This is a genomic window from Pseudarthrobacter enclensis (assembly GCF_030811655.1).
Lineage (GTDB): Bacteria > Actinomycetota > Actinomycetes > Actinomycetales > Micrococcaceae > Arthrobacter > Arthrobacter enclensis_A.
The window spans coordinates 96,160-110,083 of the sequence record NZ_JAUSRE010000012.1 but is presented as its reverse complement, the minus strand read 5'-3'; the positions used below and the strand labels follow the sequence as shown (position 1 = coordinate 110,083).

Below are 13,924 nucleotides of genomic sequence, written 5' to 3'. Positions count from 1 at the left end.
GAGCGCGGCGCCCGGGAGCCAAGCTTTGTTGCGCCGCATGACTGTATGCACGCCCAGCGCGGGACGGCTCAAGCGCTGACGGGAGGCGCCAGGACGCCGTTCCAGGGTGCGCCGGCATCGGCCGTCGGAGCCTGCGGAACATCCCCGCCCACCATCTGCAGGAACTCACCCTCGGAGAGTACCTCGATGGCCTGTCCCCGCTCATGGAGTTCCAGGACGCGGCGCGCCTTGCCGGTGAGCCTTCCCGAGCGCAGGTCGGAGGCTACGAACCCGTCCCCCACCACAAGGACGGTGGTACGGCCAGTAACCCGGCTTTCCGTCCGCGCGCCGCACCGGGCGGACCGCAGCTTCGCCTCGGGGCGGGCAATGGACAGTTGCCCCGTGAACACCACCGTCTGCGCGTACAGGGGGTGGCTGGGCTCGGCATCCATGTTGGGCTCCGGGTTCAGCCCTTCCTCAGGCCAGCCGGACTGGAACCGGCGGACCAGCTCAGCTCCGTTGCCGGACCCGCCTGACATGGCAGCCAGGCTGGGCTTGGACAGGTCCCCCGTGGCCGGGTCGAAGGCCGGCTGGCGCGGGATGGCAAGACCCAGCGAAAGATAGAGCTCTGCAATGCTGTTGGCACCGTTGCGGGCGGCGATATCGATGAGGATGCCGGCGCACGCACGCGCATCTTCGGCGGCATCATGGTGGTTGACCAGCGGCACGCCGGCTTCCTCGGCCGCGAACGGAAGCGAGTTGGAGACCAGCGAGTAGCAGCGCCTCGACAGCATGACCGTGCAGACGTAATCGTAGGCCGGACCGGGGAGGCCGGACACTTCAAGTGCGGAGCGGATCACGCCCAGGTCGAAGGCGGCATTGTGGGCCACCAGGACGTCCTCTCCAATGAAGGCACCGATTTCCGGAAACAGATCGCCGAACCTCGGCTGCCCTGCAACGTCGTCCGGGGTAATCCGGTGGATCCGCACATTGTGGTGGTCGAAGTGGTCGTAGTTGGCCGGCGGGCGCATCAGCCAGGAGGCTTCCGCCACTATTTTCCCGTTCCTCACCTTCGTCAGTCCCACGGAGCAGGGGGAGCCGCGGAAGCCGTTGGCTGTTTCAAAGTCGATCGCCGTAAAGTCCAAACCCACGGCCCCTACCTTACCGCCGCCACCGCCCCAACCCGGGAGGCACAGGCCCGTCAAGTACCCTTGAGGGGTGAACTTTCCTGTGATGAATGACCTCGCTGTGTCCATGCTCGGCGCGGGACCGGTCCAGCCGAAAATGGCTTCGTTCCTGCCCGACTGGCTGAACCCCCAGGTCTTCCTGGCTGATCCCGCGCTCGCCCCGTGGGTGGTCCTGCTGGTGTGCGGGATCATCTTCGCCGAAACCGGCCTGCTGGTGGGGTTCTTCCTGCCGGGCGACTCCATGCTGTTCACCGCAGGCCTGCTGGTGGCCACTGACACCATCAAGTTCAACATCTGGCTCCTGGCACTGCTGGTTGCGGTCTCCGCCATCATCGGCAACCAGGCCGGCTACCTCATCGGATCCAAGGCGGGGCCGGCGATCTTCAACAGACCCAACTCAAAGCTGTTCAAGCGGGAGAACGTTGAAAATGCCCACGCCTTCTTCGAGAAGCACGGCGGCAAGGCCCTGATTCTGGCCCGCTTCGTACCCATCATCCGCACCTTTGTGCCCGTGATCGTCGGCGTCGCGCAGATGAGCAAGCGGAAGTTCTTCATCTACAACGTCATCGGCGCGCTGCTGTGGGGTGCCGGCGTGACCCTCCTCGGCTACCTGCTCGGCGACAAGGTTCCCTGGGTCCGCGACAACCTTGACATCATTTTCATCGCCATCGTGCTGCTCTCCGTGATCCCCATCGGCATCGAACTCCTGCGCGGCCTGTCCGCCCGGCGCCAGGCACAAACCTTCGGCACCGATACCGTTGATGAGTTCATCGAGGAACACGAGCCGGAAGAGGAGCAGAAGACGCACCGCAACCTGCACGGCCGCCCGGAGTAGCGCTTCCCCCCGGGCACACCGCCAAAGAAGGTGCGCACCCCGCTGGATGTTTCCAGCCGGGTGCGCACCTTTTTTGCGGCACCTGTGCCTAGCCTGCAGCCTCCAGGGCTGCCACGATGGAGGGCAGGAGCGCCCGGAAAGCCTTGCCCCGGTGGCTGATGGCGTTCTTTTCCTCGGCGGACAGTTCGGCGCAGCTTCGGTCCTCGCCCGAAGGCTGCAGGACCGGATCGTAGCCAAAGCCCCCTGCGCCCCGCGGTTCGCGGAGGAGGATGCCTTCCAGCTGCCCGTACTCCACAACCCCGCGTCCCGGGCCCTCCGCGTCCGCCGGCATGGCCAGGGCCGCGGCGCACACGAACGCCGCACCCCGGTGCTCATCCGGGACGTCGGACAGCTGGTTCAGCAGGAGTTCGAGATTGGCAGCATCATCACCGTGCCGCCCCGCCCACCGCGCCGAGAAGATCCCGGGAGCGCCGCCCATGACATCCACGGCCAGCCCTGAGTCGTCCGCGATTGCCACCAGGCCCGTAGCGCCGGCCACTGCCCGCGCCTTCAGCAGGGAATTCTCGGCGAAGGTGACGCCGGTCTCCAGGACGTCCGGCGCACCCGCCGCAGCTGCGTCCACCACCTGGGTGTCGACGTCGAGCCCTGGTACCTGTCCGCGCAGCAGTTCACGGAGCTCGCGAAGTTTGCCCTTGTTGTGGGTGGCGAGCACCAGGCGGGGACCAGCACTGCTCACAGCGTGTCCGCCAGGGTCTCGCGCTGGATGGCGGCGAGCTGGGCGGTGCCCAGCAGTGCCAGGTCCAGGAGTTGGTTCAGCTCATCCCGGTCGAACGGTGCGCCCTCGGCGGTACCCTGCACCTCCACGAACTTCCCGGCCCCCGTGACCACCACGTTCATGTCGGTTTCGGCCCGGACGTCCTCGACGTAGGGCAGGTCGAGCATGGGAACGCCGTCGATGATGCCCACGGATACCGCGGCGATGGTGTCCAGCAGAGGCTGGGCGTTCCTGGCGATGAGCTTGTTGTCGCGGGCGAACCGGATGGAGTCCGCCAGCGCCACGTAGGCGCCGGTGATGGCCGCGGTCCGCGTACCGCCGTCGGCCTGGAGGACGTCGCAGTCCAGCACGATGGTGTTTTCGCCCAGGGCCTTGGTGTCAATGATGGAACGCAGGGAGCGTCCGATCAGCCGCGAGATCTCGTGGGTGCGGCCGCCGATCTTCCCCTTGACGGACTCCCGGTCGGACCTGGTGTTGGTAGCGCGGGGCAGCATGGCGTACTCCGCCGTGACCCAGCCGCGGCCCTCACCCTTGAGCCAGCGCGGGACGCCGGCGGTCAGCGAGGCCGTGCACAGCACCCTGGTGTTGCCGAACTCGATCAGTGCCGACCCCTCAGCCTGGTTGGACCATCCGCGGGTGATGCTGATGGGCCGGAGCTGGTCGGGGGCACGGCCGTCGGCGCGCACAATGGGCACTGCTGTTGCTTCAGATGTCATGCCTTTAGCTTATCCAGTGCCAATGCCGCGGGTGCCCGCCACGGGATTCAGCGGCACAGCCGGGAGCAGCCGGGCCCGGATCCGGATCCGGCTAGATGGTGTAGTGCACCCCCGCCACGGCAACGGCGACGTCACCCGGGAACACCGGCCGCGCTTCGGCCATGACGGTGGTCTGGGACGTCCACACCGGGATGTGGGTCAGCAGGAGCCGCCGGGCATTGGCTGCGGCCGCGGCCTCCCCCGCCCGCTTGCCGGTCAGGTGGACGTCGTTGATGCCGTCGTCGCGGCCTTCCTCGAAGGCAGCCTCGCACAGGAACAGGTCGGCATCCCTGGCTGCTTCCTCAAGCCCGGCGCAGGAATCGGTATCGCCCGAATAGGTGAGGACCCGGGACACGGGGACACCATCCTTGTCCGGCTCCACCACCTCCACCCGCAGGGCGTAGGCCTCCTCGATGGGGTGGTTGACAGCGAACGGGGTGATGGTGAACGGGCCCACGGTCACGGGTTTGCGCTCGGCCCAGTTGGTGAAGTCGAACTCTTCGTGCATCCCGGGGTCCAGGTCCAGGCCGTACGCCGTGGCCATGCGGTCAGCTGTGGCAGCGGGGCCCCAGACGGGAATCCGGCCGCGGCCCCAGCCGCCGGGCTTCCAGCGGATGGCAACATGAAGCCCGCACAAATCCATGCAGTGGTCCGGGTGCAGGTGGGTCAGGAAGATGGCGTCGATGTCTTCCAGGTCCGTATACCGCTGGATGGCTCCGAGGGCACCGCTGCCGAGGTCCATCACCACCTTCCAGGTCCGCTCGCCATCGTTGGCGGTCAGGAGGTAGCACGACGCCGGGGAGCCGGGCCCGGGAAACGAGCCCGTGCATCCCACGATGGTCAGCTTCACCGGGTGGGCCCTCCGCCGCGTCCCGCCTCGGCGAATCCGCCTCCGACGAAGTTGGAGATGCGCGGGCGGTTGCGGGCGCTCTGGGCTGCCGCGATCATTTCGGGGGTGATCCGGGCGAGGCTGCCGGTGGGGTATTGCGCGGCCACATGGTCCACGTGGCGGACGGACAATACTTCCGGACCCAGGAACCGCCGGGCCAGTGCCTCGAATTGTGCGGCGTCGCCGGTGGCCACGAAGTGGTGCTCCGGCGGCGCCTCTGAGGTCCGCTGCAGGTTGTGGGTGGCCAGGGCGCGGTACACGTCCTTGGCGGTTTCCTCCGCGCTGGAGACCAGGGTGACATCAGCGCCCATGACATAGGAGATCACGCCGGTCAGCAACGGGTAGTGGGTGCAGCCCAGGACCACGGTGTCCACGGCGGCGGCCTTCAGCGGGGCAAGGTATTCCTCCGCGATGGCCAGCAACTCCGGCCCCGTAGTGATGCCGGCTTCCACGTAGCTGACGAATTCCGGGCACGCCACCGAAGTGATGTCCAGGTCCGGAGCGGCCGCGAACGTGTCTTCGTACGCACGTGATCCCACCGTTGCCGAGGTTCCGATGACGCCGACTTTCCCGCTGCGGGTTGCTGCGACGGCGCGCCGGACGGCGGGCTGGATGACCTCGATGACCGGGATGCCGTACTTGGCGGTGTAGCGCTCACGGGCGTCCCGCAGGACAGCGGCCGACGCCGAGTTGCAGGCGATGGTGAGCAGCTTGACGCCGGAATCCACGAGTTCGTCCATCACGCCCAGCGCGTTGGCCCGCACCTCCGCAATGGGCAGCGGCCCGTAGGGGCCGTGGGCGGTGTCCCCCACATAGAGAATGGACTCGTTGGGAAGCTGGTCGATGATGGACCTGGCCACGGTGAGCCCGCCAACGCCGGAGTCGAAGACGCCGATGGGCCGGGCTTCCGGGGCTGCGGCAGGAAGGTCGCTTGCGGCAGGCCCGGGCTGTGTTTCCGCCGGCAGTTCCGCGCTCGAGGCTGTTCTCATGATTATTCGAGGATAGGTGGTCCCGGAAGCCTCAGCCATCATCTTGTGTCCGGGAACTCGTGTCTGCTGCGTCACAGCGGACGGCCTCCCCCTGGCCGCCGCAGCTCACCGGCGGGATTCCATGGACTGCAGCATGGCCTGTACCAGGGATTCCTGCAACCAGGTGGTGAAGTTGTAGACGAGCGCCAGGTAGCTCTCAACATCCTCCGCCTGGGACCAGTCCTGCATGCGGTGCACGTGCTCGGCGTCCGCTTCATCCCTGATGTCCAGCCGCTCCGCCAGCACCAGGCGCACATCGTTCAGTGCCATGGACCAGTGCTTTGCCCCATCGGCCGTCAGCACGATTTCGTCCTTGTCGAGGTCCAGTGCGGCCGCGCGCAGGGCGCCGATCTTTGTTTCCCTGAGCGAGCGTTCGGTGAGCTGGCGGAACTCAAGGGAGGCTTCGCCGTCGTTCTTCACCACGTTGGGCAGCAGTCTCTTGACCGCACGGTCGGTTGGCTCGGCCACATCCATGTCCAGGCCGATCAGGGCGGCCAACGGGTCCTGCCCCGTGCGGTCCTCGGGCTGGAGCATGGAGATGACGTCATTGATCAGGCTGCGGAGCAGATCGCGTTCAGCCGGTTCGAGGAAACCGGTAATGCCTTTGAGTCCGTACTTGAATGCCTTAGCCACGCTTCCCCTTACCCTGGCCCGGACCGCCGGACTTTCCTGACTTGCCGCCGGGGCCCCCGCTGGCCTTTTCCACAGTGGCCCAGAGTCCAAACCCGTGCATGGCCACCGCGTGGCGCTCCACCTGTTCCTTGCTGCCCGAGGCGACGATGGAGCGGCCCTTCTTATGGACTTCCATCATCAGCTTGTTCGCCTTGGTCTCGGAGTAGCCGAAGTAGCTTTGGAACACATAGCTGACGTAGCTCATGAGATTGACGGGATCGTTCCAGATCACCAGGTTCCAGGGGATGTCCGGAGCGGTCAGGGAGTCGGTGGACTCTGCCGTGCCGGTCCGGACGCCCTCCTGTGTATCAGGGCCGGGCGCAACGCTTATGGTCATCTGTACATTCTATGAGGATGAAGGGCCCACGCCGGCGAGGGCCCCGCGGCGAAGCGAAGCGAGACGTGGGAGCCGGTGGGGACTAGAGTGATTTTCGTGAGCACCTCCGCCGGCTGGGACCATCCCCGCACGTCCTTTTACACAGACCACTACGAGCTGACCATGCTGCAGGCGTCCCTCCACTCGGGGGCGGCGCACCGCAGATCTGTGTTTGAGGCTTTCGCACGGCGCCTTCCCGACGGCCGGCGCTACGGGATCGTGGCCGGCACGGGGCGTCTCCTGGAGGGGATTGCAAACTTCCGCTTCGGCGAGGCGGAACTGGAGTTCCTGGAACGTACCAAGGTGGTCAACCGCGAAACCCTGGAGTACCTGGCCAGCTACCGGTTCGCAGGCGACATCTGGGGCTATGCCGAGGGCGAGGCCTACTTCCCCAACTCCCCGATCCTGGTCGTGGAGGGCACCTTCGCCGAAGCCTGCATGCTGGAGACCTACCTGCTGTCCGTGCTTAACCACGACACCGCCATTGCCTCCGCTGCGTCCCGCATGGTCAGCGCTGCCGGCGGCCGGCCCTGCATCGAGATGGGCTCGCGGCGCACCCATGAGGAAGCCGCCACAGCCTCGGCCAGGGCGGCCATCATTGCCGGCTTTGACAGCACCTCGAACCTGGAGGCGGGCATCCGCTACGGCGTGAAGACCGTAGGAACAGCTGCCCACTCCTTCACGCTGCTGCACGACACCGAGCGGGAGGCCTTCGAGGCCCAGATTGCTTCACTGGGTGAGGGCACGTCCCTGCTGGTGGATACGTACGACGTCGAGAAGGCCGTCCGGACGGCCGTTGAGCTGGCAGGGCCCCGGCTTGGCGCCGTCCGGCTGGACTCAGGCGACCTGGTGGCCCAGGCGCAGTGGGTGCGCCGGCTCTTGGACGACCTGGGGAACGAGCACACCAGGATCGTGGTCACCTCCGACCTGGATGAATATGCAATCGCGGCCCTGCAGTCAGCCCCGGTGGACTCCTACGGCGTGGGCACGTCGCTGGTGACAGGCTCCGGTGCGCCCACGGCCAGCATGGTCTACAAGCTGGTCAGCCGGGCGGACAACGACGGCAACTTCGTTCCCGTGGCCAAGGCGGCCAAGAACAAGGTCAGCGTGGGCGGCCGGAAGTATGCGCTGCGGAAACTGGACGAACGCGGCACCGCCACTGCGGAGGTGGTAGGCGTGGGCCACCGGCCGGAGGACGACGGCAACGACCGTCCGCTGCTGCAGCAGTTCATGAAGAACGGCGAGCTGCTGCCCGGCTGGACCGGGCACGAGGGCGTGCTCCGCGCGCGGCAGCGCCATGCGGACTCCATGGCGGAACTGCCGCCCGTGGTTAACCGCCTGCAGCGAGGGGACGCCGCAATCCCTACGATCTACGAGGAGCACTGATGGCCCGCGCATTGATCATCGTGGACGTCCAGAACGATTTCTGCGAGGGCGGCTCGCTCGCCGTTCCCGGCGGGGCGGCCGTGGCCGGCGTCATCAGCGAGTACCTGGACGCCCACCACAACGACTTCGACCACGTGGTAGCGACCCAGGACTGGCACATCGATCCCGGCAGCCACTTCTCCGACACGCCCGATTACAGGGACAGCTGGCCGCGGCACTGCGTGGCCGGCACCCGCGGAGCCGAGCTCCACCCGGACCTGGACACCGAATACATCGACGCGTACTTCCGGAAGGGCCAGTTCGCGGCCGCATACTCAGGCTTCGAAGGCCTGCTGGCCCCCGAAGACGCCGTGCCCACCGGGGAGCGCCAGCCCGGACTGCCCGGCGGTGCCGGCGCGCCTGAGTCCGACGAGGATGCCATCGGCCTTGACGACTGGCTCCAAAGCCACGACGTGGAGGACGTGGTGGTGGTCGGCATCGCCACCGACTACTGCGTGAAGGCAACCGCCCTCGATGCCGTCCAGGCCGGCTACGGGGTGACCGTGGTCCGCTCGTTGACCGCGGGAATCGCCGAGGACCTGGAAGACACCGTCGCCGAGCTGGAACTCGGCGGGGCGGACGTCGCCTGAGCCGCTACTTGCGGCCCACGAACCAGTCCTGAAGCTTGCGCAGCCGTGACTTCAGCTGCTCCTCGTTGGCCTGTGCCACGGGAGGGCCGCCGCAAACTGTGCGGAGCTTGGTGTGCACCACGCCGTGCGGCGTGCCGGTCCTGGCAGCCCAGGCGGCCACATTCTTGGCCAGCTCATTGCGAAGGTCCATCAGCATCCGGTGGTCCGGAACGGCGGGGACCTGGCTTTCTGCAGCCGCGGGCGCCTTCCGGTTCTTGCGGTTCAGCTGTTCGTGCTGACGCTGGCGCAGCAGCGTGCCCACCTGCTCGGCATCCAGCAGGCCCGGGATGCCCAGGAAGTCCATTTCGTCGTCGGACCCAACTTCACCGCCGGTGCCGAACTCGCCGCCGTCGAACAGGACCCTGTCAAAGGAAGCCTGCGAATCCAATGCCTCGAATTTGCCCTTGGTGAGGCTGTCCGAGGCTTTGTCCTCGCGGTTGGCCTCCTCCATCAGTGAATCTTCCGGGTTAAAAAGGCCGTCGCCGTCCTCTTTTTCCGGCCGGTCCAGAGCATGGTCCCGCTCCATTTCCATGGAGTTGGCCAGCGCCATCAACTGGGGCACGGAGGGCAGGAAGACCGACGCCGTCTCGCCCCTTTTGCGGGCACGCACAAAGCGTCCCACGGCCTGGGCGAAAAAGAGCGGGGTGGAGGTGGAGGTGGCGTAGACGCCCACGGACAGCCGGGGCACGTCCACGCCCTCGGACACCATGCGGACAGCCACCATCCAGCGCTTGTCGCCGGCGGAAAATTCCTCGATCTTGCTCGACGCCTTGGCGTCATCGGACAGGATGACCGTGGGTGACTCGCCCGTAATCCTCTTCAACTGCCCCGCGTAGGCCCGCGCATCCTCGTGGTCGGTGGCGATCACCAGGCCGCCCGCGTCCGGAACCGTGCGGCGGACCTCGCTGAGCCGTTTGTCGGCACCGGCCAGGACCGCGGGGATCCACTCCCCCGCCGGGTTCAGCGCAGTCCGCCAGGCGTGGCTGGTGATGTCCTTGGTGACAGCGGCTTCGCCCAGGGAGGCGGCCATTTCCTCGCCGGCGCTGGTGCGCCAGCGCATCTGGCCGGAGTAGGCCATGAACATTACGGGCCGCACCACATGGTCGCGGAGGGCGTTGCCGTAGCCGTAGGTGTAGTCGGCCTTGGAACGCCGGATGCCGTCGCGGTCCTCGGCGTACTCCACGAACGGGATGGGTGAGGTGTCTGAACGGAACGGGGTACCGGTGAGGGACAGCCGTCGCACCGCGGGATCGAACGCCTCGCGCAGGCCGTCGCCCCAGGACAGGGCTTCGCCGCCGTGGTGGATCTCGTCCAGGATCACCAGGGTGCGGGCTGCCTCGGTCTTGGCCCGGTGCAGCAGCGGCTTGCTGGCCACCTGGGCGTAGGTGACCGCGACGCCGATGAAACCGCGGCCGTGCTGGCCGTCGGAGTTCTTGAAGTTGGGGTCGATGGCGATTCCCACCTTGGCGGCCGCGTCCGCCCACTGCCGTTTCAGGTGGTCCGTTGGTGCCACGATGGTCACCCGGTTGACGGCACCGGAGTCGATCAGCGTGGACGCGATCCGGAGCGCGAAGGTAGTTTTACCGGCGCCGGGGGTGGCCACCGCGAGGAAGTCGCGGGGGCTGTTCTTCAGGTAGAGGTCAAGGGCTTCCTGCTGCCAGGCACGCAGTTTCGGGGCGGTTCCCCAGGCTGCGCGTTCCGGGTACGCCGGAGGCAGGGTGGGGCCGCCAAAGAGCGTCTCCGTCACTATTTGCTGTTGCCCGAGTCCCCCGGACCCTTCCCGCCGTCGTTGCCCGGCCGGAGGCCTTCATAGACTTCCTTGCATTCGGGGCACACCGGGAACTTCTGGGGATCCCGGCCCGGGGTCCAGACCTTGCCGCACAGGGCAATGACGGGTTCCCCGGTCATCGCGGACTCCATGATCTTTTCCTTGCGCACATAGTGGGCAAAGCGCTCCCGGTCGCCCGGTTCCACCTCCTGGCGCAGTTCCTCGCGCTCAATGGTGGCCGTGGACGTTCCAGCTCCGGAAAGCTCGCGCATCGGGTCGTTTTCGAGAGGGTCCGTCATGCTAGTCATGGCATCCATCTTAGCCGTTCCCCCGGCGGCGCGTCCGACGGCGGCGCGCCCGTTGCCGGAGTACGCCACCGGCCGCCGTCGTACCATTTTGCCCCGGTGGGGCACGTCCGGAAGGCTGCTACAACCCCTGCCATGCGGGCTTGTTCTCATAGGTATGACGGTAGAAATCGGCCAGTTTCAGGCCTGATGCGGCAGCCTCGTCCAGCAGGACGGTGGCGTGCGGATGGAACTGCAGCACAGACGCCGGGCAGATCGCAGCCACCGGACCCTCCACGAAATCGCGGACTGCCTGCGCTTTCTGCGCCCCCGTGGCGAGCAGGATCACGTGGCGGGCTCCCATGATGGTGCCCAGGCCCTGGGTAATGACGTGGTGCGGCACCTCGGACAGGCTGTTGAAGAACCTGGCATTGTCCCGGCGTGTCTGTTCCACCAGGCTCTTGATCCGCGTCCGCGAAGCGAAGGACGAGCCCGGTTCATTGAACCCGATGTGCCCGTCAGTGCCCAAGCCCAGCAGTTGCAGGTCAACGCCCCCGGCAGCGGCAATTGCCTGCTCATAGGCTTCGCAGGCAGCGGGGATGTCGTCCACCCTTCCGTCCGGACCGTGGACGTTCTCCGGTGCAATGTTCACCCGGTTGGTGAACTCCCGGCGGACCACCTCACGGTAGGACTCAGGATGGCCCGCAGGCAGGCCCACGTATTCATCCAGCGCGAATGCCGAGGCCCTGCTGAAATCAAGGCCTTGTTCGTGCCGGGCCGCAAGCTCGTCATAGACGGGAAGCGGTGAGGACCCCGTGGCCAGGCCAAGGACAGCCTCCGGCTTGCGCCGGAGGAGTTGTTCGATGGCGTCGGCCGCGAGTCTTCCAATCTGCCTTCTGCCGCCGAGGATCACGATTTCCATGTTGTCCCTTCCGTGGAGCCGTCAGCGGTTGACGTTTACCTGTGCCAGGAGCTCCGGCCCCCGCGCGTCAAGCCATTTGCCGCCCAGCCGGACACCGGCCAGGAAGAGGGCCAGGCCCAGGACGATGCCCGCGGCAAGGTTGAGCCAGCCGAACAGTACGTTTCCCTTGATGGCGTGTGCCGCCAGCAGCACGCCTTCGGGCAGCACCAGGACCATCAGGACCATCATTCCCACGAACTGCACGGCCATGGTTTGCCCCACGTTGCCCGGCGGCTTCTTGAAGGGGCTGTCACCCGGCAGCGGGACCGTGACCGTGTACCGGGCCGACACCACCGAGGACAATCCCAGCCCGGTGAAGAGAATCCCCAGGCTCAGCCCCAGTTGTCCGGGCAGCGCGGCCCAGTTCCGGGTGAAGGCCGCATAACCGATGGAGAACACCAGGACCACCGGCAGGGCGAAGGCCGTGCATGCCAGCGCCCTGCCCAGCCTGTCGGCCACGCCGCGGACCCCGGTGGCCAAATGCAGCGCAAACGCGGTGTTGTCGTAGGAGACGTCGGCTGAGATGGACCAGGCCAGGATGAAAGCGGACACGGGGGCCAGGAAGGCCAGGCTGCCGTAGCTTCCGGTCTGCGTCCCCTGGAACCCCAGCACCACCGGGAGCAAGGGGATGACCACCAGGGACCCGGAGTAGCGGGGGTCCCGGATCCAGTATGTGAGCGACCTCGCCATTACGGCACCGGCCGGGGTGGCTGGAAGCACGCCGAACAGTCCCAGCCTGCCGCCGCGGCGCTTCCCGGCTCCGGCGTACGGCGGAGTGACCAGCGCCCGCTCAAGCAGCAGTTTCCAGCACCACGCCAGGAGTCCCAGGACCGCCACCGACACCAGCAGCTTCACCGCTGCCTCCGCGGGCCGGCCGGATGCGACGTCGCCGCCGAGTGCCCAGGGCGCCCCCAGCGGCGTCCACGCAAGGGTACGGGCGAACTCCGGCAGGAATCCCGCGGACGCGGAAACGCTGCGGCCAACCCCTGCAACGATGGGCCCCAGCAGGACCAGGGGCACCATGAAGGCAATGGCGCTGATGTCCTTGAAACGCCGGGAGGCAGCCAGGCTTGCCGTCGCGGTGGTAACCACCTTGGCCAGCACGACGCAGGTCATCACCCCAAGGCAGGCGCCCACCAGGGCGGCGAGCGCCGGAAGCACATCACGGGACCAGGTCACCACGGTGGCCAGGGCAACGAGCGTGGTGGCCACCCCGGGGATTCCGATCAGGCCGCCCAGGGCAAGGCCGGTGAGCATTTGCCTCATGGGGATGGCAAAGGTGCTGAAGCGGGACGGGTCCAGCGTCATGTCCGTGGCGGAGGCCACCACCGGAATCACGCCCCATCCGATCAGCGCGGCGGAACCGCCCAGGACCACAGCTGTATGGGCGGTTTCGGCCCCTGCGTTCCTGAGCAGGACAAGGACGATGATGAGGGTTGACACCACCCCCAGTGCGTACAGCCCGGCGATGGCCATGCCTACCAGCTGCCATGGGCTGCGCCGCAGGCCATTGCGCAGCAGCGCGAGCTTGAGCCTCAGAAGGTGCGCAACCATTCCAGCCCCTCCGTGTGGCTGTGGCCGCCGACAAGCTGCACGAACAGCTCTTCCAGGGAGGCCCCGGCCCGGACCTGGTCCACTGTTCCCGCAGCCAGGAGCCGGCCGCGGGCCACCACCGCGACGTGGTCGCACATGCGCTGCACCAGGTCCATGACGTGGCTGGAGACGATCACTGTTCCGCCGGAGGCGACGTACCGGTCAAGGATGGAGCGGATGTTCGTTGCCGACACGGGGTCCACGGCTTCGAACGGCTCGTCCAGGACCAGGAGCCGTGGGGCGTGGATCAATGCGGAGGCCAGGGCGATCTTCTTGGTCATGCCGGCCGAGTAGTCCACCACCAGCGTTCCCGCATCTTCGGTGAGGTCCATGGCCGCCAGCAACTCCCCCACGCGTGCGGCCACCACGGCCCTGTCCATGCCGCGGAGCAGCCCTGCATAGGTAATCAGCTGCTCACCCGTCAGCCGGTCGAACAGCCGGACGCCGTCGGGCAGGATCCCCATGAGGCGTTTGGCTTGCAGCGGGTGCTGCCACACATCTACGCCGTGCACCACCGCGGTGCCGAAATCCGGACGCAGGAGGCCTGTGGCCATGGACAACGTGGTGGTCTTGCCTGCACCGTTGGGGCCGACGATGCCGAAGAAGGACCCGGCCGGCACTTCCAGGCTGATGCCGTCCACGGCGATCTTCCCACCGAACCGCTTGGCCAGCCCACGGAGGGAAAGGGCCGCCATGGGCCCGGAATTCGATGCCTGGTCAGGTATCGGAGCAGTCATGGTGCCAGCCTAGTCCGCGGACCAGCGCCGC

At 67.1% G+C, this 13,924-nt stretch carries 15 protein-coding genes; 3 read left to right on the top strand and 12 right to left on the bottom strand.

What is annotated here, in order from left to right; translation table 11 throughout:
- Positions 1 to 68: 68 nt before the first annotated feature.
- Complete coding sequence (locus tag J2X98_RS12895) at positions 69 to 1,130, bottom strand: exonuclease domain-containing protein (RefSeq protein WP_307308706.1); 1,062 nt, start codon at positions 1,128 to 1,130, stop codon at positions 69 to 71.
- Between the two features lie 82 nt (positions 1,131 to 1,212).
- On the opposite strand from J2X98_RS12895, the gene J2X98_RS12890 reads away from it, so the two are divergent.
- Positions 1,213 to 2,001, top strand: a complete 789-nt coding sequence (locus tag J2X98_RS12890) for a VTT domain-containing protein (RefSeq protein WP_141946406.1) — start codon at positions 1,213 to 1,215, stop codon at positions 1,999 to 2,001.
- Positions 2,002 to 2,089: 88 nt separating this feature from the next.
- On the opposite strand, the gene rdgB is transcribed toward J2X98_RS12890, so the two are convergent.
- From rdgB to clpS, 6 genes are all read right to left on the bottom strand, one after another.
- On the bottom strand, positions 2,090 to 2,737 hold the full coding sequence (gene rdgB / locus J2X98_RS12885; RefSeq protein WP_307308702.1) for an RdgB/HAM1 family non-canonical purine NTP pyrophosphatase: 648 nt from the start codon (positions 2,735 to 2,737) through the stop codon (positions 2,090 to 2,092).
- Complete coding sequence (gene rph, locus J2X98_RS12880; RefSeq protein ID WP_141942034.1) at positions 2,734 to 3,492, bottom strand: ribonuclease PH; 759 nt, start codon at positions 3,490 to 3,492, stop codon at positions 2,734 to 2,736. The genes rdgB and rph overlap by 4 nt, the downstream gene beginning before the upstream one ends.
- Positions 3,493 to 3,583: 91 nt before the next feature.
- On the bottom strand, positions 3,584 to 4,381 hold the full coding sequence (locus tag J2X98_RS12875; RefSeq protein ID WP_141942036.1) for an MBL fold metallo-hydrolase: 798 nt from the start codon (positions 4,379 to 4,381) through the stop codon (positions 3,584 to 3,586).
- Positions 4,378 to 5,409 carry a glutamate racemase gene (gene murI, locus J2X98_RS12870; RefSeq protein ID WP_373460883.1) on the bottom strand — a complete coding sequence of 344 codons (1,032 nt, stop codon included), beginning with the start codon at positions 5,407 to 5,409 and terminating at the stop codon, positions 4,378 to 4,380. Before murI ends, J2X98_RS12875 begins: the two co-directional genes overlap by 4 nt.
- 105 nt (positions 5,410 to 5,514) lie before the next feature.
- On the bottom strand, positions 5,515 to 6,081 hold the full coding sequence (locus J2X98_RS12865) for a DUF2017 domain-containing protein (RefSeq protein WP_307308697.1): 567 nt from the start codon (positions 6,079 to 6,081) through the stop codon (positions 5,515 to 5,517).
- A complete protein-coding gene (gene clpS / locus J2X98_RS12860) occupies positions 6,074 to 6,457 on the bottom strand; it encodes an ATP-dependent Clp protease adapter ClpS (RefSeq protein ID WP_141942039.1) in 384 nt (127 codons plus the stop codon). The genes J2X98_RS12865 and clpS overlap by 8 nt, the downstream gene beginning before the upstream one ends.
- A gap of 96 nt (positions 6,458 to 6,553) precedes the next feature.
- Between clpS and J2X98_RS12855 the strand changes: the two genes are divergently transcribed.
- A complete protein-coding gene (locus tag J2X98_RS12855) occupies positions 6,554 to 7,882 on the top strand; it encodes a nicotinate phosphoribosyltransferase (RefSeq protein WP_141942041.1) in 1,329 nt (442 codons plus the stop codon).
- The gene (locus tag J2X98_RS12850) at positions 7,882 to 8,511 is read left to right on the top strand and encodes an isochorismatase family protein (protein ID WP_307308692.1); all 630 of its coding nucleotides are present in this window, start codon (positions 7,882 to 7,884) and stop codon (positions 8,509 to 8,511) included. The genes J2X98_RS12855 and J2X98_RS12850 overlap by 1 nt, the downstream gene beginning before the upstream one ends.
- A gap of 4 nt (positions 8,512 to 8,515) precedes the next feature.
- On the opposite strand, the gene J2X98_RS12845 is transcribed toward J2X98_RS12850, so the two are convergent.
- The 5 genes from J2X98_RS12845 to J2X98_RS12825 all read right to left on the bottom strand — a co-directional run bounded on the left by J2X98_RS12845 (position 8,516) and on the right by J2X98_RS12825 (position 13,893).
- Positions 8,516 to 10,297, bottom strand: a complete 1,782-nt coding sequence (locus J2X98_RS12845; protein ID WP_141942045.1) for a DEAD/DEAH box helicase — start codon at positions 10,295 to 10,297, stop codon at positions 8,516 to 8,518.
- Complete coding sequence (locus tag J2X98_RS12840) at positions 10,297 to 10,635, bottom strand: DUF3039 domain-containing protein (protein WP_141942047.1); 339 nt, start codon at positions 10,633 to 10,635, stop codon at positions 10,297 to 10,299. The genes J2X98_RS12845 and J2X98_RS12840 overlap by 1 nt, the downstream gene beginning before the upstream one ends.
- A 109-nt stretch (positions 10,636 to 10,744) precedes the next feature.
- Positions 10,745 to 11,524 carry a glucosamine-6-phosphate deaminase gene (nagB, locus tag J2X98_RS12835; RefSeq protein WP_307308683.1) on the bottom strand — a complete coding sequence of 260 codons (780 nt, stop codon included), beginning with the start codon at positions 11,522 to 11,524 and terminating at the stop codon, positions 10,745 to 10,747.
- Between the two features lie 21 nt (positions 11,525 to 11,545).
- The gene (locus tag J2X98_RS12830; protein WP_307308680.1) at positions 11,546 to 13,117 is read right to left on the bottom strand and encodes a transporter; all 1,572 of its coding nucleotides are present in this window, start codon (positions 13,115 to 13,117) and stop codon (positions 11,546 to 11,548) included.
- On the bottom strand, positions 13,099 to 13,893 hold the full coding sequence (locus J2X98_RS12825) for an ABC transporter ATP-binding protein (RefSeq protein WP_307308677.1): 795 nt from the start codon (positions 13,891 to 13,893) through the stop codon (positions 13,099 to 13,101). The genes J2X98_RS12830 and J2X98_RS12825 overlap by 19 nt, the downstream gene beginning before the upstream one ends.
- Positions 13,894 to 13,924 lie beyond the last annotated feature (31 nt).

What these genes read in the sequence shown, in the direction of transcription:
- J2X98_RS12830 (WP_307308680.1), bottom strand. Translation starts at nt 13,117, where the DNA reads ATGGTTGCGCACCTTCTGAGGCTCAAGCTCGCGCTGCTGCGCAATGGC.
- J2X98_RS12850 (WP_307308692.1), top strand. Translation starts at nt 7,882, where the DNA reads ATGGCCCGCGCATTGATCATCGTGGACGTCCAGAACGATTTCTGCGAG.
- J2X98_RS12890 (WP_141946406.1), top strand. Translation starts at nt 1,213, where the DNA reads ATGAATGACCTCGCTGTGTCCATGCTCGGCGCGGGACCGGTCCAGCCG.
- J2X98_RS12825 (WP_307308677.1), bottom strand. Translation starts at nt 13,893, where the DNA reads ATGACTGCTCCGATACCTGACCAGGCATCGAATTCCGGGCCCATGGCG.
- murI (WP_373460883.1), bottom strand. Translation starts at nt 5,409, where the DNA reads ATGAGAACAGCCTCGAGCGCGGAACTGCCGGCGGAAACACAGCCCGGG.
- rph (WP_141942034.1), bottom strand. Translation starts at nt 3,492, where the DNA reads ATGACATCTGAAGCAACAGCAGTGCCCATTGTGCGCGCCGACGGCCGT.
- J2X98_RS12840 (WP_141942047.1), bottom strand. Translation starts at nt 10,635, where the DNA reads ATGGATGCCATGACTAGCATGACGGACCCTCTCGAAAACGACCCGATG.
- nagB (WP_307308683.1), bottom strand. Translation starts at nt 11,524, where the DNA reads ATGGAAATCGTGATCCTCGGCGGCAGAAGGCAGATTGGAAGACTCGCG.
- clpS (WP_141942039.1), bottom strand. Translation starts at nt 6,457, where the DNA reads ATGACCATAAGCGTTGCGCCCGGCCCTGATACACAGGAGGGCGTCCGG.